This is a genomic window from Gaetbulibacter jejuensis (genome assembly GCF_039524015.1).
In the GTDB taxonomy this organism is placed as follows: Bacteria; Bacteroidota; Bacteroidia; order Flavobacteriales; family Flavobacteriaceae; genus Gaetbulibacter_B; species Gaetbulibacter_B jejuensis.
Genome location: NZ_BAAAGF010000003.1, coordinates 265017 through 286570 on the forward strand (window position 1 = coordinate 265017; position 21554 = coordinate 286570).

Below are 21554 nucleotides of genomic sequence, written 5' to 3' on the forward strand. Positions count from 1 at the left end.
ACTAAAATTTAACATTTTAATCAACAAAAATCCATTTTCAAGGCTGAGATAGTTGTAGTATCTTTGCGAATTCTAAAGCATAATTTTCAATATGAGCGTTAATATTTCTGAAGTTAATCAAAAGCAAAATATCATCATAAAAGGTGCTAAACTTCATAATTTAAAAAATATTGATGTTGTTATACCAAGAAACAAGCTTGTGGTTATAACTGGTTTATCAGGTTCTGGTAAATCTAGTTTAGCATTCGACACGCTTTATGCTGAAGGTCAGCGTCGTTATGTTGAAAGCTTATCTAGTTACGCGCGTCAATTTTTAGGACGATTAAATAAACCAAAAGTAGATTTCATTAAAGGTATTGCACCTGCTATTGCTATTGAGCAAAAAGTGAACTCAACAAACCCACGCTCTACTGTAGGTACAACTACCGAAATTTACGACTACTTAAAACTTCTTTTTGCGCGAATTGGTAAAACCTACTCTCCTATTTCTGGTGAATTGGTAAAAAAACACACCACTAAGGATGTACTGGAGTTGGTAAAACAATTTGAAGAGAAAGAAAAACTATTACTCCTTGCTCCTATTATTTTAGAAGAAGGACGTACTATGGTAGATAAACTTAAAGTGCTACTTCAACAAGGGTATGCTAGAATAAAATCTGGTGATGATGTATTGCGTATAGATGATGCTATCGATAAAAAACTAGCCAAAGACGTCTTTTTAGTGGTGGATAGAATTGTGGTTAAACACGAAGAGGATTTTTACAACCGACTTGCTGATGCTATCGAAACTGCTTTTTTTGAAGGAAAAGGCGCTTGTATTATTGAATCGCTTTCCACAAAAAAACTACATGCTTTCAATAATAAGTTCGAACTAGATGGCATGTCTTTTTTAGAGCCTAATGTTCATCTTTTTAGTTTTAACAATCCGTATGGAGCTTGTCCTAAATGTGAGGGTTATGGAGATATTATAGGAATTGATGAAGACTTAGTCATCCCAAATACTAGTTTGTCGGTTTACGAAAATGCAATTTTCGCTTGGCGTGGAGAAAGCATGAGTTGGTATAGAGATATGCTAGTCAATAATTCGCATAAATTCGATTTCCCAATACACAAACCCTATTTTGAATTGTCTAATGAACAAAAACAACTCATTTGGGATGGTAATGAGTATTTCGAAGGATTAAACAGTTTCTTTGAAGAACTTGAAGCTAAAGCTTATAAAATTCAAAATCGAGTAATGCTTTCGCGTTACAGAGGAAAAACAAAATGTAGTGCTTGTAAAGGAAAACGCTTACGTCCTGAAGCTAACTATGTAAAAGTTGGACAAACCACAATAACTGATTTGGTTGAAATGCCTCTTAAAAAACTCACTCAGTTTTTTAAAGAGCTAGAGTTAAACGATTATGACACTCAAATCGCTAGCAGACTATTAAAAGAAATCAATAATCGTTTGTCGTTTTTATCAAATGTTGGCTTAGATTATTTAACGCTTAACCGTCGTTCAAACACCTTATCTGGTGGTGAAAGTCAACGTATTAACCTAGCGACTTCACTAGGAAGCAGTTTAGTAGGCTCAATGTATATTTTAGATGAACCTAGTATAGGCTTACATCCTAAAGACACTCAAAAACTAATTAAAGTTTTAGAAGCCTTACGCGATTTAGGTAACACAGTAATTGTAGTTGAGCATGACGAAGATATTATGCAAGCTGCTGATGAAATTATAGATATTGGTCCTGAAGCTGGTACTTTTGGAGGACATGTTGTAGCAACTGGTAGCTATAACACTATTTTAGCTTCAGATTCGCTAACCGCTAAATACCTAAACGGAAATCTATCTATTGAAGTTCCTAAAAAAAGGCGCACTTCAAAATATCATATTGATGTTATTGGAGCTCGCGAAAACAACTTAAAAAACATTGACGTTACGTTTCCTTTGGAAATGTTAACCGTTATTACAGGAGTATCTGGAAGTGGAAAGAGTACTTTGGTTAAAAAAATACTATTTCCTGCCATACAGAAAAAACTAACTGATTTTGGCGATAAACCTGGACAGTTTACTGAAATAAAAGGCAACTTTAGTAATATTAAACATGTTGAGTTTGTTGACCAAAATCCAATTGGTCGTTCTTCGCGCTCAAACCCTGTGACTTACATTAAAGCCTATGACGACATAAGAGCTTTATTTGCTAATCAAAAGCTGAGTAAAATAAGAAACTACCAAGCAAAACATTTTTCGTTTAATGTAGATGGTGGACGTTGTGAAACTTGTAAAGGCGAAGGTGAAGTAACCATAGAAATGCAGTTTATGGCAGATGTTCATCTTACTTGCGAAACTTGTAATGGTAAACGCTTTAAAAAAGAAGTACTTGAAGTTACCTTTGAAGATAAGACTATTGATGACATCTTAAACCTTACTATTGATGATGCTATTGCGTTTTTTAGCAAGCATAACCAATCTAAAATTCAAGGCAAGTTACAACCGCTTCAAGATGTTGGTTTGGGCTACGTTACTTTAGGCCAAAGCTCTTCAACCTTGTCTGGTGGTGAAGCGCAACGTATTAAACTAGCATCGTTTTTAGGCAAAGGAAGCAAAAGTGATAATGCTCTATTTATTTTTGATGAACCTACAACAGGTTTACATTTTCATGATATTCAAAAACTACTAACCTCTTTTCAGGCTTTAATTGCTAAAGGACATTCCATAATTGTTATTGAACATAATTTAGAGCTTATCAAATGTGCCGATTACATTATTGATTTAGGTCCTGATGGAGGTGAACAAGGTGGACATCTTGTAGCTCATGGTACTCCCGAAGACATTGTAGCTGATAAAAACTCGGTTACTGGTAGCTACTTAAAGGAAAAACTATAGTTGTGAAGCTCTCAGAAAACATAGACAACAATAAGGATGAACTTCATTCTATTGAGTCTATTGATTTTTCTACAAATACTCCAAAAAACGTTAATATAGCTGTTACACCTTTAAAACCTGGAGGTGCGAATTTTAAAACACACTCTTTAGTAAAAAAATCGTCTTCAAAATATGCCTATCAACCTTCAGTAGGTGGAGCTGCATTTTCTATTTTGTTCCTTAGTATTGGACTTATAATTACAATAGCTTGCATACTTAATATTATTGGTGTTTTTTCAACAGTAAAACCTGTAAGTTGGTTCATGCTACTTATAGGAATTATCTTTGCCACTGTTGGAGCTTTACTGACGTATTGGTCTTACATGCCTAGAGTTTTCGATAAACAACTTGGTCTTTACTATAAAGCTTATAAAGTTGATTTTAATAGAGATAAAAACACTTCAAAAAAACTAATTCCTTTAAAATCAATTATAGCTATTCAAATCATTGGAGAACGCATAACTAGTGATGATGGTTCTTATGGAAGTTTTGAGCTTAATCTAGTATTAAATGACTATTCTAGAAAAAATGTAGTGGATCACGGAAATCTAAAATCCATAATCAACGATGCACATATCTTAAGTGATTTTTTAAACATCCCAATATGGCATGCAAAAACACACAATGCTCAATAAGTCAACAACGCCATAAGTGCCATAATACCAGCAGCAAATGGTATTACAAACATTAAAAACACAAAGGTTGCCACACTACTTTTAAAGAAGCTTAAAAACCAACCTTGTCCATAAAATCGTTTTACAGCTATAAAGAGGTAAAAGAAAGTTGATAGCATAACCAATGTCATAATCCAACCTGGAAAATTATCCCAAATAAAATTACACAACATAAGCACGCTAAAAACTGTAAACAAAAACGAAAAGAAATAAAAGCTAAACACCAAATGATGAGCAAAACGTCCTTTTCTATAGTATAACAACTTTAAAATAAATGCAAATATTGGCAAGAGTATAAACATTGCTATTGGGATACTATCATAAAACGCTTGCAATATTGAACCTCCACTCCTATTCTTAAAAAACTTTAAGGCTTGTGCGTATAGTCTTCTGGTAAAATAGCCATCATCGTCATCCATTCCCATAGCCTTATAGATCTCATCCTCACTTGCTCCTGCTTCAATTAAAGAATCAATCTCACTTCGGCTAAAACTAAAATTAGTATTCATTTTAGATTCTTTAGTAGCTTCTTGCTTTATAATAGAATCAAGCTCTTTAAACTCTTTATCTTTTAATCCTAGTTTCTCTTTATTTACCTCAAGAGGCTGCATTATTTGAGCTATTTGAGCCGAATCTAAAGGTTTATTTCTCAAAGAGTCTATAACAGTTTTTGAACGTTCTAGTTCGCGTTTCATAGCCTCATCAACGCTTTGCGTAGTTTGTCTTGCAATAAAAGAGAATAAAAAGAAAAATACTACCGAAATAAACAGGTACATCTGAGCTGGATGCAAATACAATAAGCGTTTTCCTTCTACAAAACGTCTAGCCAAATAACCTGGTTGTATCATTAAAGGGATAAAGCTCTTAAAAAAACGAGCATCAAAAGAAAAGTAGTTGCTAATAGTGTTGTAAAACAACACACCAAGAGTAAGGTCGTCTTTTGCTTTTTGCCCACAGTGCGGACAAAATTGAAACCCTTCTTCAAATTGCTTTTCGCAGTTTGGACAGTTAACCTGAGTTTTTTCCATAATAATTGATTGGCTATATAAAAGTATAAAAAAAATTGAACGCTCATGTAAAGTGTTTTTCACAAACGTCCTCAATAACCAATAACATACTAATAATTAAATACTTACATTTTTTGGCACGCAAATTGAAAACTAACATAACAAATAGCGTAAGCCGAAAAGCTAAATGAGTAGGCATAATCTAAAACCCTATTATTATGAAAAAAATTGTATTCATATTAGCATCGATGTTACTAGGTTTAACATCTGCAACAGCAACAGCACAAGGTGAAGGTTTAAACAATACACGCTATCGTTATGCACAACCAATAATGTTTGTAGAGCGTGGTGTAGAGTTTATGATTTTTCCTGACGGAAGTTTCGATTTCAATACTAACATTGAAAACACCTACCAAACAGGTAATGTGTACTACAGATCAACAACTACTCGTAGAAGCTCGGTAAACGTTACTTATGGAGCTCCTGGTACTGTTAGTAGAGTACACTATTCTACTCCAAGATCTAATCAAGGTGTATTTATTCAACATGATAGTGATGGTAAAATTAGAAGAATTGGTAATGTGTACTTAAATTATGACAGACAAGGTAGAATTAAAAGAGCTGGAACTGTATATATGAGTTACCAAAGAGGTAATGGAAGATTAAAACAAGTTGGTGGTTTACGTGTAAACTACAACGCTTGGGGAGAAATTGTTCATGCTTCTGGTGTAGTAAACCATAACAATTCAGGTTATGTATACAGTAACAACACTTCAGGTAATTTTGGATATGGTTATTATAGTGATTTTGATGATGCTGATGATTACTATTACTACAGACAAGGTGGTGAGGTGAAAAAACAAAAAAAGATTAAAATAAAAGTATAAATAGATTTTTTTGATTGGTTAGTTAATTGATAATCCCGTTGTACGTCCCCAAGTACTTCGGGATTGTCTTTTTATAGAGCATCAATACTAACTATAAAAAGTTTATCCTTCTCTAAGTATCTTTTCCATTTTTCTACCTTTTGCTAACTCATCCACGAGCTTATCTAAATATCTGGTCTGTTGAGTTAACGTGGTAGTAATATCTTCTATCCTGTAACCACATATTACACCCTTAATTAAGTGTGCATTTGGGTGAATGGTTGCTTGCTCAAAAAACGTTTTAAAAGTTACCTTATCGTCTATAAGTTGTTGCAGCTTATTGTCGTCAAAGCCTGTTAACCATTCAATGACTTGGTGTAACTCGGCTTTGGTGCGATTCTTTTTCTCAACTTTAGTAACATAATGTGGATATACCGATGCAAAAGTCATTTTTGCAATACGTTCATCATGTTCTGGTGTGGTAATACTCATAGTGCTGAATGTGTTGTTAATTTTTGATATGTGAAGGTAACGGTCTCGTATAACCGTCAGTTACGGGATTAAAGTTACTATTTTTCGGTTAAACACAGACGTTAGCAATTCCGAGTGGATTCGGACGTAGTCGAATCCGCCGTAATTGCGGTTATACATTGTTGGCAACAGTATTTTATTTTTTTCCATTATGAAACTCAATCAGAATTTTTTCTTTTTCTGATTCCGACAACCCATAATCAACAATTAATTCAGGTCGGAAAGGTGGCATTTGATTATCAATTTTTAAAAACCATTGAATTAAATATTGGCTAATTTCTAATTCGATTCCTTCGCAACCTGCTGAATAATAAACCTTATATTCTTTGTCATTAATTGATTTTGAAATCAAATCTAATTTTTTACTATAATCACTCCTCCTTAAAAGCCCTTCGTATCCAATTGCTTTAACAGTTCCGTTTGGGTATTTTATTAAGTTCAACAGTTCATTTTCGCTGGCATTATTCATTATCCAAAGTCTTGTTTTGGCAAACTTTTCCATTGACCTTCCATTTGGACCAACTCCTCCTGTATATCCAGTGTTTTTTGCAACTAAAACAGAGTCCTTTATAGATTTCGATACATTATTCCAATTATGTGACCAACTTTTTTCATAGAATGAAGATAATACAACAACAATTCCAATTCCGAGTATTGTCAAAATTGGGAATAAAATCGAGAATCGATTTCGCTTATTATGATTTCTGCGTTTCATCATATTGTTGCCAACAAATAATTAATTTCAAAATAGCTGATAAATTATCATAAAGAGTTATAATTAAGAATTAAAAATCCTGACCACAATTACATTCGATAATGTAATCTTCCTTATAATAATTCATAAATTTAGCCACTGACTTCAATGTATCTAAATATTTAAAATCAAATCCTTTTTTTATTAAGTTTTTATATCTTAGAAAATCATTCTCTTGCTTTGTGTGAATTATATCATCTCTATATTCTTTCAATTTCCAAATTAACTGATTATTTAGATTATTGTTTTTAAAAAAATCCTTTCCTGTATTCTCTTTAAGAATGACTTTGATTTTAGTCTTAAAATCCAAGGATTCTTGAATTTGCATTTTATTATAAATTATTGTTTTGTTTTTTTGTCTATCAATATAATTATAGTCATCCTTTATCATTGAATTTATAAAAGATTCAATAGCCGTAAATAAGTATATCACAAAACCACTAGATAAACCAAAAAAATCATACAATTCATGAATTGGTGGCTTTTTATCTTCTGATGATAAATTTAATTTAGAAATTAATATTTTTCTCTGTTCTGAAATTCTTTTCAAGCCCATCTGAGCATTATTAAAATAAATTAAAGTGGGATCAGGAATTGGAACAAGATAATTTATACCATCAATCTTATTCACCAAGCCACCAATTAAAGTATCATCTTCTAATTCTAAAAAAGCTATTTCACCTTTCCTATCAGATAATATATTTTCTTCAACATTAGCTCTTAAATCAATCATTTCTATTTTTTTTCCGTTAAAAATAGGATCATTAGAATTTGTTTGATAAAAAAACCGTCTCTTAATATGTTTCATTTTATTTGATTTATAAAACTCTTAAATATAATCTTTTTCAACAACTATCATTATTCAATAAGCACGAAAAAAACAATCGCTAAATAGCTTCTCTATACCTAAGTCATAGCTACTCCATAGCTAGTCCATGTATAGTCCATGTAAAACGCGGTTTTTCCTACAAAAAACCCAAACAAACACAAACTGCTTAAAATCAATATATTAAATATTATTTCTGTTTTTTGGCACGCTGTTTGTTTACTATTAGTTGTATAATTAAAACCCTTACAATTATGAAACGAATTATTTATTTTTTTACAGCAATACTCTTAGGAAGCGTATCTGTAAACGCAACAACCACCAGCACAAATTCAGTAAATACTTTTAACACTTATGCTAATGGTTATGGCAACTCTTTCATATTTGTAGAGAATGGTATTGAATTTTCAGTATTTCCTGATGGTCAGTTCGACTTTTACATCCCTAATTATGGTCCAAACGTAAATGTTGGCTTTAGTACTCCTAATGTATCCATAAGCTTTAACACTGGTTATGATTACAACCCTTATGTACAATATGACGATTTTGGTGCTATTGTTCAAATAGAAAATACACCTATTTATTATGACTTCTACGGAAGAATTACAAGAGCAGGAAATGTAAACATTCACTATAACAGTTTTGGACGTGTAGCTCGTGTAGGTGGTTTATACATTCACTATCGTAACAGAGTATTTTCGCACTACACAGGGTTTATAAACGTTTATAATAGATACTATGTGTACCGTCCATGGCACAGATATTATGCTGTACCTTCTGTAAACTTCTGTATTGTAAACACTAGACCTTATAGACAGTATTACACTCCTATTAGACATCACTATTACAGACCATACAGAAACAATTACCGTCAGCCTGTTAACATAAACAGTCGTCGTAATACTGTAGCTAACAACGGAAGGCGTTCAAACGCACAACAAACACGTATGAGTGATAGATATAGACAAGATGCTACACCTAGAAGAAGTACTTCTGTAGATAGAAGCAATACCACAAGACGTAATAATAGTGCTGTAACAGCTCCTACTAGAACAAGAACTACCACTCCTAGAGTATCAAGTTCTACTAATAGAACAAACACATCGTCTAGAGCTACAGTTAATACTAATAGGCCTAAAAATAGTTCGGTTACTACCAAAAGAAATGTGACCAAAACAAGAACCACTGTGTCTAATAAAGTGAATACTAAAAAAAATTCAACGGTAAGAAAACCAAATACGTCTCAAATACGTAAATATAATACAAGACAAAACAAAAGTACTCAGCGTGTAACTCAAAATAACAGAACAAAGTCGTCAAATGCGACTAAATCTAGAAGTTCACAAAACAGTACAAGATCTAGAAGATAATATAACGATACATAATTTTTTGGTTGGTTAGTTGGAAAGTCCTGCAAGTCGTATGCCTCAAAGCACCTTGTGGGATTTTCCCGTTTTAGGCTAGTAACACAGCAAAAACTATTTAATTGGTAAGTACTTTTTTAGTATTCCTGTAATGTCTTTAGAGACATTCATCTTATACACTGCAAAGACATACACACATCCTATCAGTAAAGACTTAAATGCTATATTAACTATAGGATGAAAAGGAAATTCCCAAAAATAAAACACAGCAACACTTACTAAAATCAATACTCCTACTTTTAAAGATTCTTTTGTAAAAGGAAGCATTTTAAACTTTCGGTTTACAAAGTAAATTTTAGCTGTATTGTAAATAAAAATAGCTATAAAAGTTGCAACTGCTGCTCCATCAATTCCTAATAACGGAATAAATACCATATTTAAAATAACTATCAATACCGTAAGTAACACTCCAAAAAGTAGTACCACTCTATAATAATCACTATTGAATAAAATAGCATTATTGTTTCCTAAAAGCGTGTCGTAGAGTTTTGCTAAGCTTATTAAAAACACAACGGTTAGTCCATAACTAAATTCTTCAGGGATAATTAAATACAACTGATTAATATTAAGCACAATCAGTAAAAATATCAAGCCACTAATAATAAAAAGGCTAAGTGACGAGCGTTGATACAAATCCTTTAAAGCAACCTTATTTTTTTCATTTAAATAATTAGCAGTAATAGGCATTAATATTTGATGCATAGACCGTTGCGGAACCGAAATTACCGATGCGATATAAATTGCAACACTATAGTAAGCGACTTCCTCTATATCAATATATTGTCCAAGCATAAACTTATCTATATCTAAAATAAGTGTCGCTACCGAACCAGCAAGTATAATAAGCGATGAGTATTTAATAATAGCCCTAAAGCTCTCTATTCTATTAAACTTAAGTACTGGCCAACGAATAATAAATGCGTAGAGTTTCATTATAACCATACGCAATACATATACTATAATAATTGCATTGATAAACTCATGCACATTAAGATATCCCAAATACACACAAAACAGCAGTAACATTATCCCAATTCTATGAAATACCTCTTTCATAAAGTTGCCAAAAACAGTCTGCATTTGGGTTTTTGCCCAAGCAAAAAACACTTCAAAATAACCCATAGAAATAGCAGCAATAATAATATGCCACACATAGTCTTTTACTATACCATTTCTTTGTGATAACAAATCACTTATAACATCATAACCAAAATAGCCAATCAATGCTACAGGAACTACTACAAACATAGGTAGTATTAGCATTAAGGTTAAAAAGCTGTTAAGTGAATTTTTGGTTTTAAATGTAGAATAGAACTTTATAAGTGTATTATGAACTCCAAAAGCCATTAAAGGCATCATAATATTTGCTGTAGATAGCACAAAGGCAATTAAACCATAGTACTCATCCGTAATAAAATTAGTGTACAGAAACAATGTATTAATTGCTCCTATACCAAACCCTAAATAGGTACTAATAGTGTTTTTAAAGGATTGTTTAACTACAATTCCCATTTATACAAGTTGCGCTAGAGTTTTTGTTAGTTCCCTTCTACTGTACTTTTGCAATCCTATAGGTTGCGTTTGCAGCGAATTGGTTTTATAGGCATTAAAATACAATAAAATTTGAGATTTTATCTGCTGCTTTTCATTGTAATAAAAATAATGTCCTGTATTTGTAGTTTTAATGATGTCTTCAACATCAGATTCTTGTGGTCCTATAGCTAGTATTGGCGTATTGGAAACCATATATTCAAATAACTTCCCAGGAATAATAGCTTTACTTACTTGTGAGTCTATTTCAATTAACAACAACACTTGCGATTGCATTTGAAACTGCATCGCTTCCTCATGGTTAACATAGCCTACAACATTCACATAATCATCTAGTTGGTAATGTGATAATGTCTGTAACACATCATCGCTCACAACACCTATCAAGTTCAACTGAAACGCAGTTTTAAAAGCTTCGTTTTCAGCTATCAACTCACGTAATGCGTCCCATAATTGAGTTGGGTTACGTTCAGAAAGTAATGAGCCAATATGAGCTATTGTAAAACGTTGGTCTTTCTCTGGTTTTTCAATAGCATACGTATCGTAACCATTGGTAATAACAGTTATGGGTTGTTGGGTTTTAAGCGCAAATTCTTGCTTTGTAACAGTGCTGGTAACTATAATTTGGTCGGCAGATTGTAAAACATTTTGCTCTAACAATTCGTGTTTTTGTCTAGAGCTTTTGGTGAGTTTTAAATCTTTATGGTAACCTATAGTTGTCCAAGGGTCTCTAAAATCGGCTATCCATTTTACATTCAATTGCGCTTTTAACTGCAAACCTATAAGGTGTAAACTATGTGGTGGTCCAGTAGTGATAATCGTTTCAATACCTTCGTTTTTTATATATTCTGAAAGATAAGCAACCGAAGGTTTTACCCAACCTTTTCGCGCATCAGGAATAAAGAAATTTCCTCTTACATACAATAATAAACGCTCAATAAGAGATTGCTTTTTTTTCTTCGGAATAATGCCTGAACTTATCGATTTAGAACTCTTTTTCGAAAGTAAATTAGCAAACTTATAAGGTTCGTTTATAGGTTGTTTTAAAACAGTTACAGCATGAGATACTTCGTCTTCCAACTGCAAGTCTGTAATTGGATAACTAGGATTCTCAGGACAATAAACAACAGGGTCTACTCCAAATTCTGGTAAGTATTTTACAAATTTCAACCAACGTTGTACACCTGGTCCTCCTGCAGGTGGCCAATAGTATGTTATTATAAGTGCTTTTTTACGCACTAGCTTGGTCTTTTTTAAACGAATACAATAGGCCTCCTAGAAGCAATAATGCTAGTATAATTGAACTAGACAACGCAATAGTACTTCCCGTTTTTACTACTTGAGGCTCAAATTTAAACTCAATAGTATGGTTTCCTTTAGGAATTTCAAGTCCTCTCAACACATAATTAACACGCTGAATAGGTGCTTCGGTTCCATCAATTGTTGCTACCCAACCATGGCCATAATACACTTCAGAAAACACAGCAAAACCATCGTTACTGTTGTTAGATTCGTACTTTAAATAGTTTGGTTGATGTGCTACTAATTTAATTGTAGATAAAGAGTCTACAGTATAGGTTCTTGACTCCAATGGCATTGATGTAATCGCTTTTGTTTTAGTACTTAAACTGTCTAAAGCAACTATTTCTTCATTAGCAGAACTAACCTGTTGTAATGATGAAACAAACCAAGCATTTCCATTGGCATCTTCATTGTTATAAGGAAATACATTACCCTTATCGTCTTCTCCAATAAAATATTTGGTATTCAACATATTAATGACTTCCATATTATTTTTTGAAATATGAAAATCATACAGTTCATCAAATCGCCCAAGTTTTGCAGCATGATAACCACTTAACGAGTTATGAAAATAAGCTGCTTTTCCTGGATTTCTAGAGCCTTCACTAGATAAATCTAAAACTCTAAAGTGCGTCTTGTCCTTTAATATCTCTTTATCTGCAGCATTAGCTTTATAAGGTTTTTCAACTTGAATTGCAGACACAAAATTATCGTTATTAACGTAGCGTCTGTCTACACCAACCAAATCAAATAAAATTAAAGCAGCAAATACAATAATCACTTTTCCTTCTGATAGCTTTTGTTTTAAGAAGCCAAAAATTGTTGCTGCTGCAAGCACTACTAAAAGTAAAGTTCTTAACGTGTCTTGTGTAAAGAAGGTTTGTCTGTCGGCTCTTAGTGCGTCAACAAAGCTTTGTCCATACTCGCCATAGGCTTGTCTGTAATACCCATCGTTTACACCAACAAAATCGAATGACGATTTTATAAGCAAGAGTAAAATTGCAAGTCCTCCTGTAATTATCGCGGAATATTTTAACGCTTTTAGCTTTTCATCTTTGCTTTCAAAATCATTGAATAAACGTACCAAACCAAAAATAGCCAATACAGGTATGCAGAGTTCTAAAATTACCTGAATAGAACTTACTGCTCTAAACTTGTTGTACATAGGTACAAAGTCTATAAAGAAATCAGTTAAAAACCCTAAATGCTTTCCGTAAGACAACAATAATGATAGTACAGTACCACCAACTAGCCACCATTTGAGTCTGCCTTTAACCAAAAACAAAGCAAATACAAACAAGAAAATAACTACTGCTCCAACATACGCTGGTGCTTCAACAATGGTTTGTGCTCCCCAATAAGTAGGTGTTGTTTTAACTTCGCGAGTAGCTTCAACAGGCGACGCTCCAATATTTCTATAAAATTTAAATGTTTCAGAGTCGACACCAACATCTTCATGACTTCCACCACCAAAAAGTCTTGGAATAAACAAGTTAAGACTTTCCGCTATACCATAGCTATATTCTGTAATATAATCTTTATCCAATCCAGTAGTCACTGCTTTAGGAGAGCCATCAGGATTTATAGTAAGTTCACTTTTTCCTCGTGTACTTTCATTAACATACTCTTTGGTTGCCATAATATTGCTGGCGTTTAACCCAACAGCTAATAGTACTGCAACAACTAGCATCCCAACCGATTTGAAAAAATGTGGTAATACCTTTTTTCGGTAAGCGTCTATTAAATAAGCTATTCCTAAAACCACAACTAACAGCATCAAATAATAGGTCATTTGAAAATGGTTAGTACATATCTCTAAAGCCATAGCCACAGTGGTTAATAAAAAACCACCAATGTAATGTTTTCTAAACGTGAGTAGAATACCACTAAGCACTAAAGGCATATAGGCAATAGCATGCGCTTTACTATTATGTCCTACACCTAATATAATAATGAGATAGGTAGAAAAACCAAAGGCCAATGCACCAAGTGCAGCGAGTTTAAAATCTACTTTTAGCACAAGTAACAACACATAAAACCCTAGGAAATAAAGAAATAAATAATCGGCTGGTCGTGGTAAAAAACGTAGTGAAAGGTCTAGTTTTTTAATATAATTATGAGGGTATTTTGCACCTAACTGATACGTGGGCATACCTCCAAACGCACTATTAGTCCAGTAGGTTTCCTCTCCAGTGGCTGCTCTAAAGTCATTTTGCTGTTGAGACATTCCAATGTAGTGCTTAATATCACTTTGAAAAATCTTTTTGCCTTTTAAAACTGGGTTAAAATATGCTAATGAAACAATAACAAACCCTACTAAAATTAAAAGATGAGGAAGAATTCTTTTGATTGAAAACTGCATGAATATGTTTTAAAGAATGATTGTGAAAATTAATCAATTTCTTCGTAATCCACGTACTCTCCAACAGTTTTATTTGAAGACTTCTGACGCTCAGGCATTTTATCAATTACAGTCTCGCCTTCTCTTTGTTGTGTTTGTTGGTTATTTTGGTATTGTTGAAATTGACCTCCAAAACGTTCTTGCATCTTTTTAGACATATAGCGCATAAGGTATGGAGCAAAAATTCGCATAAGTAGCTTTATACCATAATACACTAATAGTATGATTAAAATGGTTCTTAAAAAACCAATAAAAGAAGCCGTTTGTACCATTAAAAAGATATTTTTTTCAAAAATACAATTATCATACTTTAAAATAAGTTATAAATACTTAAAAAAAGTATAAAATCTCTATATTTGAATTTAACAAATCACCTATGAAATGCCTACAAAGCTAATTTTTACATCAGAATATAAAATGAAAAAGGCATTCCGTTTGACAATTAAAAAACTAAAACACAAACAGATGAAATCTATTAAACAGTATATGTTATTGGTGTGTTTTGCAGTGTCTTTCAATACATTTTCGCAATATACCGAAGTTATAAATTCCAATAGACCTGGAGTTTCTAGAAGTGCTTTTTCTGTGGGAACCAATGTAGCTCAATTAGAAGTTGGCCCTTACATTGTTAAAGAAAAACACACGCCTTTAATGTATGAAGTGTCTGGTTTTGGAGTAGATTTTGCTGCGCGTTACGGACTACTATTTGAAGAATTGGAAATCAACCTTGAAGGTACTTACCAAAACGATACGTTTACTGATAATCGCTCAACATTCTCAACTGAAGATAAACGCTCAAATTTTAAAAACTTTACTCTTGGCGCTAAATATTTAGTTTACGATCCTTATAAAAATGCAGAAGAAGACAAACCAAACATTTATAGCTACCATGCTAATAGAGCTTTTAAATGGAAATCCTTAATTCCTGCTGTTGCTGTATATTTAGGTGCAAATTACGATTCTAAAAACAACCCTTACACTGCTCCAGACGTTGAAGGTTTTAGTCCTAAAGTAATGGTTGCAACACAAAACAACTTTGCTGGTGGTTGGGTACTTGTTATGAATTTAATTAAAGACAGAATTGGTAGCGACTTTTCTGATTTTCAATATATCCTTACACTAACACATTCGTTCAATCCAAAATGGGTGATTTTTGGAGAAGCTCATGGTATTAAGAGTGACTTTTATGCCGATAATTTATTTAGATTTGGAGGTGCTTACCTCTTAAGCAAAGACTTACAGTTAGACACAGCTTTAACCTTGAACACTAAAGATACACCTTCGGTATTCAGCGTTAATTTTGGAGCATCTTATAGATTTGATTTCCATAAGGATAAAATTGACAATGGTAATTCTGCCGATGAAGAAGCTAAACGAAAATCAAGAGGTAAAAAAAGCAGAAGAGCTGAAACCGATTTTAATGACGATAATGGCAACTAAGCCAACTATTTTATGATTACAATTAAAGAAATTAGCTCTAAAAATGAGCTTAAGGAATTTGTAAAGTTTCCGTTTAAAATTTATAAAGACTCCAAGTATTGGGTTCCTCCTATTATAAAACAAGAGTTAGAAACCTTTAACAAAGATGTTAACCCAATATTTAAAGATGCTGAAGCTCGTTTCTTTTTAGCATATAAGAATAATGAAATTGTAGGTAGAGTCGCTGCAATTATCAATTGGCTTGAAGTAAAAAAGCAAGACCAAAAGAAAATGCGATTTGGATGGTTTGATTTTATTGATGATTTAGAAGTTTCTAAAGCGCTTCTTGAAAAAGTAGAAGAAATTGGTAAAGAAAATAACCTTGAGTATTGCGAAGGTCCTGTTGGTTTCTCTAACTTAGACAAAGTAGGTGTGCTTACCGAAGGTTTTGACCAACTTAGCACTATGATTACATGGTACAACCATCCATACTACATCAACCATTACAAATCTCATGGGTATACTGAGGAAAAAGAATACATCGAGAACTTTTTCCCTTTTAAAAATGTAAAACCTGAGTTCTTTGCAAAAGTGCAAGACCTTATAAAAAGAAGATATCAGTTACGTTCATTAGCTTTTACCAAAACAGAAGAGGTAATGCCTTATGCTGATAAAATGTTTGACTTATTCAATAAGAGTTATTCGTCGTTATCATCGTTTGTTGAGATTACCGATATTCAAAAGGCATACTTTAAAAAGAAGTTTATAAGCTTTGTAAACCCTGAATACATCAAGTTTGTTGTTGATAAAAACGATGAATTAATTGCGTTTTCAATAGTAATGCCATCATTTGCTAGAGCTTTACAGGAAGCAAAAGGAAAACTATTTCCGTTTGGGTTTCTTAAGTTACTAAAAGCTAAAAAAGAAAGTAAGGATGTGGTATTCTACTTAATTGGTGTTTTACCAGAATATCAAAACAAAGGAGTTACAGCAATTATATTTGATGAATACTATAAGGTGTTTAAGGAAAAAGGCATTCAAAACTGTATTAGAACACCTGAATTAGCAGATAATAAAGCTATTCATCAAATATGGAAACATTTTAATCCTAAAACCAACAAAAGGCGTTTTACACTTAGAAAAGATCTTTAATAAAAAAAGCCGATGAAAAATCATCGGCTTTTTTGTTGATATATTTAACTATCGTTTACTCTCCCATTGCAGCAGCAACTGCGGCAGATAAACGTTTGTAAGTTCCGTTTTCTAATCTACTTCTAATACCATCAAACGCATCTAAAGTTTCATTAACATCTTCTAGCGTGTGTGTCGCAGTAGGTATTAAACGTAATAATATTAACCCTTTAGGGATTACTGGATACACTACTATTGAACAAAAAATACCATAGTTTTCGCGTAAGTCTTTTACTAAAGCCATAGCTTCAGGAATACTTCCTTTTAGATATACTGGTGTTACACAACTTTGTGTTGTACCAATATCAAAACCACGTTCTTTTAAACCTTTTTGTAATGCGTTTACATTCTCCCAAAGTTTTGCTTTAAGCTCTGGCATTGTCTTTAACATCTCTAAACGTTTTAACGCACCAACAACCAATTGCATTTGCAATGATTTAGCAAACATTTGAGAACGTAAATTGTATTTTAAATAATCAATAATTTCTTGATCTGCAGCAATAAATGCACCTGTACTTGCTAAAGACTTAGCAAAAGTTGCAAAATATACATCTATTCCGTCTTGTACACCTTGCTCTTCACCTGCTCCAGCTCCTGTTTTTCCTAAGGTTCCAAAACCGTGAGCATCATCAACTAAAAATCTGAAATTGTATTTTTCTTTAAGTGCTACGATTTCTTTTAAACGACCTTGCTCACCACGCATTCCAAACACACCTTCTGAAATTACTAAAATTCCACCTCCTGTTTGTTCTGCCATTTTGGTAGCACGCTCAAGGTTTTTTTCTAAACTTTCAACATCGTTGTGCTTGTAAGTAAAACGTTTACCCATGTGTAAACGTACTCCATCTATAATACAAGCGTGTGCATCAACATCGTAAACGATAATATCATCTTTAGATACCAAAGCATCAATAGTAGATACCATTCCTTGATAACCAAAGTTTAAAAGGTAAGCTGCTTCTTTACTTACAAATGAAGCCAACTCATTTTGAAGTTTTTCGTGTAAATCTGTGTGACCAGACATCATACGAGCTCCCATTGGGTAAGCCGATCCATAAGCTGCACCAGCTTCAGCATCGGTTTTTCGTACTTCAGGATGGTTAGCTAAACCAAGATAATCATTAATACTCCAGGTAATTACATCTTTTCCCTGGAACTTCATTCTGTTGGATATTTGACCTTCAAGTTTAGGAAACACAAAATATCCTTCTGCTTGAGACGCCCATTTTCCTAAAGGACCTTTATCCTTGTATATCTTTTCAAATAAATCTTTCATTTAAGCTAAATTAGTCTAGTTTGAGAGGCAAAATTAATTAATTATATTATGACAACATAATTAATTTATAAACTTGTGTTCATAACCTAATAAGACACAAAAAACCTATCATATTATTAGGGTAAAATAGGATAGGTAATGTATTTACTTTATGTACTGAATTGTTTCGGAAGTGACATTTTTACTGTCAAAGAAACCTTGACTTTCCATCCACTTGTCACTATACACTTTACTCATGTATCTTGAACCATGGTCTGGGAAAATCACAACAATTTTGTCTCCTTTTTTAAATTCTCCTTCTTCACTAAGTTGTTTTATGGCTTGCATTGCTGCTCCACTTGTATAACCAACAAATAAACCTTCGGTTCTAGATATTTCTCTTGCAGTGTGTGCACTGTCTTCGTCGGTTACTTTTACAAACTTGTCAATAAGGTCAAAATCTGTTGCTGTAGGAATTAAGTTTTTTCCTAAGCCTTCAATTCTGTATGGGTAGATTTCGTTTTCGTCAAACTCTCTGGTTTCGTGGTATTTTTTTAATACCGAACCATAAGCATCTACTCCTATTATTTTAACGTCAGGATTTTGTTCTTTCAAAAACTTAGAAGTTCCTGAAATTGTTCCTCCTGTTCCACTACAAGCAATTAGATGTGTAATTTTTCCTTCTGTTTGTTTCCAAATTTCAGGACCTGTAGTGTTATAATGTGCATCAATATTTAATTGATTAAAATACTGATTGATATAGATTGAACCTTTTCGTTCTTCATGTAAGCGTTTTGCAACTTGATAATACGACCTTGGGTCATCAGCACTTACATGAGCAGGACAAACATACACTGTTGCTCCCATGGCTTTAAGCATATCTATTTTATCAGCTGACGACTTTGAGCTCACAGCCAAAATACACTCGTATCCTTTAATGATACTTACCATAGCAATACTAAATCCTGTATTACCAGATGTGGTTTCAATAATTGTATCTCCTGGAGTTAAAATTCCTTGTCTTTCAGCTTCTTCTATAATATGAAGTGCTATTCTATCTTTTGAAGAGTGTCCTGGATTAAAGGCTTCTACCTTAGCGTAGAAATCACCATCAAAACTTGCAGTTAGCTTATTTAATTTGATTAGAGGTGTTTTTCCTATAAGATCCAACACGTTATCAAACACTTGTAAGTTGTCTTTCATAAATGCTATTTATCAGTCACAAATTAAAAAAAGTAACCTAAAACCTCGCAAAAATAAGAGTTTTTTTTTAATTAACTAGTAATATTCTCTAAGTCTAATAAAAAGGCATACTCTTCGGCATCTTCTTTTAAGGCTTCAAAACGTCCTGAAGCGCCACCATGACCTGCATTCATGTTGGTTTTTAAAAACAATTTATTAGTGTCAGTTTTTAGAAATCTCATTTTTGCAACCCATTTTGCTGGCTCCCAATATTGTACTTGAGAGTCATGAAGTCCTGTAGTTACTAAAATATGTGGATAGTCTTGCGCTTTTACATTATCGTATGGCGAATAGGATTTCATGTAGTTATAATACTCTAAGGTATTTGGGTTTCCCCATTCGTCATATTCTCCTGTTGTTAGCGGAATACTATCGTCTAACATTGTGGTTACCACGTCTACAAAAGGTACAGCAGCAATAACACCATGATATAACTGTGGTGCCATATTAATTACAGCACCTATTAATAGTCCTCCTGCACTTCCGCCTAAAGCGTAAAGATGTTTAGGAGAGGTATAATTGTTTTCGATTAAAAACTTTGAACACGCAATAAAATCGGTAAAGGTGTTTTTCTTTTGAAGTAGTTTACCTTGCTCATACCAATTTCTACCCAAATACTCTCCTCCTCTTACATGAGCAATTACATAAATAAAGCCTCTATCTAACAAGCTTAAACGTATGCTAGAAAAATAAGGATCTATAGTTGAACCGTAAGAGCCATAAGCATATTGTAACACTGGACTGTTGCCATCCTTTTTAACACCTTTTTTATATACTACAGACATTGGTATTTTGGTACCATCATCAGCAGTTGCCCATAAGCGCTCTGATTGATAATTGTTTTTATCAAATGTACCTCCTAAAACCTGTTGCTCCTTTTTTATGGTTTTGGTTTTGGTTACCATATTAAAATCAATGGTTGACGCAGGATTGGTTAGCGAATTGTAACTATACCTTAACACTTCAGTATCAAAATCGACATTAGTACCTGTGTAGGCTGTATAGGTTTCACTATCAAAAGGTAAGTAGTAATCATCGGTTTCGTCCCAACGTGTAATTCGTATTTGGTTTAAACCATTACTACGCTCACTAATAACTAAAAAGTCTTTGAAAATATCAATATCCTCAAGTAACACATCTTCTCGATGCGGAATAACCTCAACCCAATTTGAAACTTCTGTTTTGGTTTCATCGGTTTTCATTAGCTTAAAGTTAGTAGCCTCATCTTTATTGGTAACCATATAAAAATGGTCTTCAAAATGCGAAATACTGTACTCCAACCCTCTTATACGCTCTTGAAACACCTTAAAACCAGCATTAGGTGTGTTGGCATCTAAAATGTGATACTCATTAGTTAAAGTACTGTAACAAGCAATAATGATATATTTTCTAGATTTTGACTTGTAAACTGCTACTCCAAATGTGTCGTCAATTTCGTGAAAAACCAATTTATCTTCACTTTCATTAGTCCCTAATTTGTGTTTAAACACTTTATCAGACCTCAGCGTTTCTTCATCTTTTTTAGTGTAAAATAAAGTCGCGTTATCGTTAGCCCAAGACGCTGAACCTGTAGTGTTTTCTATAGTATCAGTAATTGGTTCATTATCAACTAAACTTTTAAAATTAATAGTATACTGACGCCTTCCTACTGTATCTAAACCATACGCAACTTTAGTATTATCAGGGCTTATGCTTATACCTGCTAGTTTAAAATAGTCGTGTCCTTTTGCCATTTCGTTACAATCAAACATCAACTCATCAGGAGCATCTAAAGTATCTTTTCTTCTTATATAAATTGGATAATCTTTTCCTGTTTCATACTTTACAATATACCAATACCCATTGTATTTATAAGGAACCGACTCATCATCTTCCTTAATTCTTGCTTTCATTTCTTTAAACAAGTTGTCTTCAAAAGCTTTGGTATGCGCTGTCATTTCTTCAAAGTAGGCGTTTTCAGCGTTTAAATAATCCAAAACATCTTGGTCTTCTCTTTGGTTGAGCCAAAAATAATCGTCAATTCTGGTATCGTTGTGAATGCTTAAAGTTTTAGGAACTCTTTTAGCTACAGGAGGTACAACCCTTTCTTTTATCATTAAAAATTAGTTTAAGAAGTATGCAAAAATAGAATTAAAATTAGAATTGAACTGTTAATGCATTACTAATGATTTTAGTAATTTTGCGACTTAACCTAATA

17 protein-coding genes are annotated in these 21554 nt (G+C 33.0%); 6 read left to right on the forward strand and 11 right to left on the reverse strand.

Annotated elements, in window-relative coordinates:
* Positions 1-91 precede the first annotated feature (91 nt).
* Both uvrA and ABD011_RS10835 read left to right on the forward strand, forming a co-directional pair.
* The gene (gene uvrA / locus ABD011_RS10830; protein WP_343798194.1) at positions 92-2875 is read left to right on the forward strand and encodes an excinuclease ABC subunit UvrA; all 2784 of its coding nucleotides are present in this window, start codon (positions 92-94) and stop codon (positions 2873-2875) included.
* 2 nt (positions 2876-2877) lie between these two features.
* Complete coding sequence (locus ABD011_RS10835) at positions 2878-3549, forward strand: hypothetical protein (RefSeq protein WP_343798196.1); 672 nt, start codon at positions 2878-2880, stop codon at positions 3547-3549.
* Here the strand turns inward: ABD011_RS10835 and ABD011_RS10840 are convergent.
* Entirely contained in the window at positions 3543-4616 is a 1074-nt protein-coding gene (locus tag ABD011_RS10840) for a DUF3667 domain-containing protein (RefSeq protein ID WP_343798198.1), read from the reverse strand. The two genes, ABD011_RS10835 and ABD011_RS10840, sit on opposite strands and share 7 nt — an antisense overlap.
* A gap of 197 nt (positions 4617-4813) precedes the next feature.
* Between ABD011_RS10840 and ABD011_RS10845 the strand changes: the two genes are divergently transcribed.
* Positions 4814-5482, forward strand: coding sequence for a hypothetical protein (locus ABD011_RS10845; RefSeq protein ID WP_343798200.1), 669 nt, complete (start codon positions 4814-4816; stop codon positions 5480-5482).
* Positions 5483-5584: 102 nt separating this feature from the next.
* On the opposite strand, the gene ABD011_RS10850 is transcribed toward ABD011_RS10845, so the two are convergent.
* From ABD011_RS10850 to ABD011_RS10860, 3 genes are all read right to left on the reverse strand, one after another.
* On the reverse strand, positions 5585-5953 hold the full coding sequence (locus tag ABD011_RS10850) for a DUF2200 domain-containing protein (RefSeq protein WP_129760171.1): 369 nt from the start codon (positions 5951-5953) through the stop codon (positions 5585-5587).
* A 175-nt stretch (positions 5954-6128) separates the two neighbouring features.
* Complete coding sequence (locus ABD011_RS10855) at positions 6129-6710, reverse strand: hypothetical protein (RefSeq protein WP_343798202.1); 582 nt, start codon at positions 6708-6710, stop codon at positions 6129-6131.
* A 67-nt stretch (positions 6711-6777) separates the two neighbouring features.
* Complete coding sequence (locus ABD011_RS10860; protein ID WP_343798204.1) at positions 6778-7554, reverse strand: hypothetical protein; 777 nt, start codon at positions 7552-7554, stop codon at positions 6778-6780.
* A 272-nt stretch (positions 7555-7826) separates the two neighbouring features.
* On the opposite strand from ABD011_RS10860, the gene ABD011_RS10865 reads away from it, so the two are divergent.
* The gene (locus ABD011_RS10865) at positions 7827-8942 is read left to right on the forward strand and encodes a hypothetical protein (protein WP_343798206.1); all 1116 of its coding nucleotides are present in this window, start codon (positions 7827-7829) and stop codon (positions 8940-8942) included.
* 108 nt (positions 8943-9050) lie between these two features.
* On the opposite strand, the gene ABD011_RS10870 is transcribed toward ABD011_RS10865, so the two are convergent.
* Genes ABD011_RS10870 through ABD011_RS10885 form a run of 4 tightly spaced genes read right to left on the reverse strand, consistent with a single transcriptional unit; the run spans position 9051 to position 14522 of the window.
* On the reverse strand, positions 9051-10508 hold the full coding sequence (locus tag ABD011_RS10870) for an oligosaccharide flippase family protein (RefSeq protein WP_343798207.1): 1458 nt from the start codon (positions 10506-10508) through the stop codon (positions 9051-9053).
* Positions 10509-11786, reverse strand: a complete 1278-nt coding sequence (locus ABD011_RS10875; protein WP_343798208.1) for a glycosyltransferase — start codon at positions 11784-11786, stop codon at positions 10509-10511. It abuts the gene before it with no gap.
* On the reverse strand, positions 11779-14211 hold the full coding sequence (locus ABD011_RS10880; protein ID WP_343798210.1) for a YfhO family protein: 2433 nt from the start codon (positions 14209-14211) through the stop codon (positions 11779-11781). Before ABD011_RS10880 ends, ABD011_RS10875 begins: the two co-directional genes overlap by 8 nt.
* 29 nt (positions 14212-14240) lie before the next feature.
* Positions 14241-14522 (reverse strand): DUF4834 family protein, encoded by a 282-nt coding sequence (locus ABD011_RS10885; RefSeq protein WP_129760178.1) that lies wholly within the window; start codon positions 14520-14522, stop codon positions 14241-14243.
* A gap of 193 nt (positions 14523-14715) precedes the next feature.
* Between ABD011_RS10885 and ABD011_RS10890 the strand changes: the two genes are divergently transcribed.
* A complete protein-coding gene (locus ABD011_RS10890) occupies positions 14716-15690 on the forward strand; it encodes a transporter (RefSeq protein ID WP_131506854.1) in 975 nt (324 codons plus the stop codon).
* 12 nt (positions 15691-15702) lie between these two features.
* Positions 15703-16821: a GNAT family N-acetyltransferase gene (locus ABD011_RS10895; protein WP_134199067.1), complete on the forward strand. Its 1119-nt coding sequence runs from the start codon at positions 15703-15705 to the stop codon at positions 16819-16821.
* Positions 16822-16876: 55 nt separating this feature from the next.
* Here the strand turns inward: ABD011_RS10895 and capB are convergent, their stop codons facing one another.
* The 3 genes from capB to ABD011_RS10910 form a co-directional block, all read right to left on the reverse strand.
* Positions 16877-18136 carry a cysteate-C-fatty acyltransferase gene (gene capB / locus ABD011_RS10900; protein ID WP_129760181.1) on the reverse strand — a complete coding sequence of 420 codons (1260 nt, stop codon included), beginning with the start codon at positions 18134-18136 and terminating at the stop codon, positions 16877-16879.
* Between the two features lie 144 nt (positions 18137-18280).
* Positions 18281-19318 carry a cysteate synthase gene (gene capA / locus ABD011_RS10905; protein ID WP_129760182.1) on the reverse strand — a complete coding sequence of 346 codons (1038 nt, stop codon included), beginning with the start codon at positions 19316-19318 and terminating at the stop codon, positions 18281-18283.
* A gap of 71 nt (positions 19319-19389) precedes the next feature.
* Positions 19390-21453 (reverse strand): S9 family peptidase, encoded by a 2064-nt coding sequence (locus tag ABD011_RS10910; protein ID WP_343798218.1) that lies wholly within the window; start codon positions 21451-21453, stop codon positions 19390-19392.
* Positions 21454-21554 lie beyond the last annotated feature (101 nt).

What these genes read in the sequence shown, in the direction of transcription:
- ABD011_RS10870 (WP_343798207.1), bottom strand. Translation starts at nt 10,508, where the DNA reads ATGGGAATTGTAGTTAAACAATCCTTTAAAAACACTATTAGTACCTAT.
- ABD011_RS10840 (WP_343798198.1), bottom strand. Translation starts at nt 4,616, where the DNA reads ATGGAAAAAACTCAGGTTAACTGTCCAAACTGCGAAAAGCAATTTGAA.
- ABD011_RS10880 (WP_343798210.1), bottom strand. Translation starts at nt 14,211, where the DNA reads ATGCAGTTTTCAATCAAAAGAATTCTTCCTCATCTTTTAATTTTAGTA.
- ABD011_RS10860 (WP_343798204.1), bottom strand. Translation starts at nt 7,554, where the DNA reads ATGAAACATATTAAGAGACGGTTTTTTTATCAAACAAATTCTAATGAT.
- ABD011_RS10850 (WP_129760171.1), bottom strand. Translation starts at nt 5,953, where the DNA reads ATGAGTATTACCACACCAGAACATGATGAACGTATTGCAAAAATGACT.
- ABD011_RS10890 (WP_131506854.1), top strand. Translation starts at nt 14,716, where the DNA reads ATGAAATCTATTAAACAGTATATGTTATTGGTGTGTTTTGCAGTGTCT.
- uvrA (WP_343798194.1), top strand. Translation starts at nt 92, where the DNA reads ATGAGCGTTAATATTTCTGAAGTTAATCAAAAGCAAAATATCATCATA.
- ABD011_RS10910 (WP_343798218.1), bottom strand. Translation starts at nt 21,453, where the DNA reads ATGATAAAAGAAAGGGTTGTACCTCCTGTAGCTAAAAGAGTTCCTAAA.
- ABD011_RS10845 (WP_343798200.1), top strand. Translation starts at nt 4,814, where the DNA reads ATGAAAAAAATTGTATTCATATTAGCATCGATGTTACTAGGTTTAACA.
- ABD011_RS10855 (WP_343798202.1), bottom strand. Translation starts at nt 6,710, where the DNA reads ATGATGAAACGCAGAAATCATAATAAGCGAAATCGATTCTCGATTTTA.
- ABD011_RS10895 (WP_134199067.1), top strand. Translation starts at nt 15,703, where the DNA reads ATGATTACAATTAAAGAAATTAGCTCTAAAAATGAGCTTAAGGAATTT.
- capA (WP_129760182.1), bottom strand. Translation starts at nt 19,318, where the DNA reads ATGAAAGACAACTTACAAGTGTTTGATAACGTGTTGGATCTTATAGGA.
- ABD011_RS10865 (WP_343798206.1), top strand. Translation starts at nt 7,827, where the DNA reads ATGAAACGAATTATTTATTTTTTTACAGCAATACTCTTAGGAAGCGTA.
- ABD011_RS10885 (WP_129760178.1), bottom strand. Translation starts at nt 14,522, where the DNA reads ATGGTACAAACGGCTTCTTTTATTGGTTTTTTAAGAACCATTTTAATC.
- capB (WP_129760181.1), bottom strand. Translation starts at nt 18,136, where the DNA reads ATGAAAGATTTATTTGAAAAGATATACAAGGATAAAGGTCCTTTAGGA.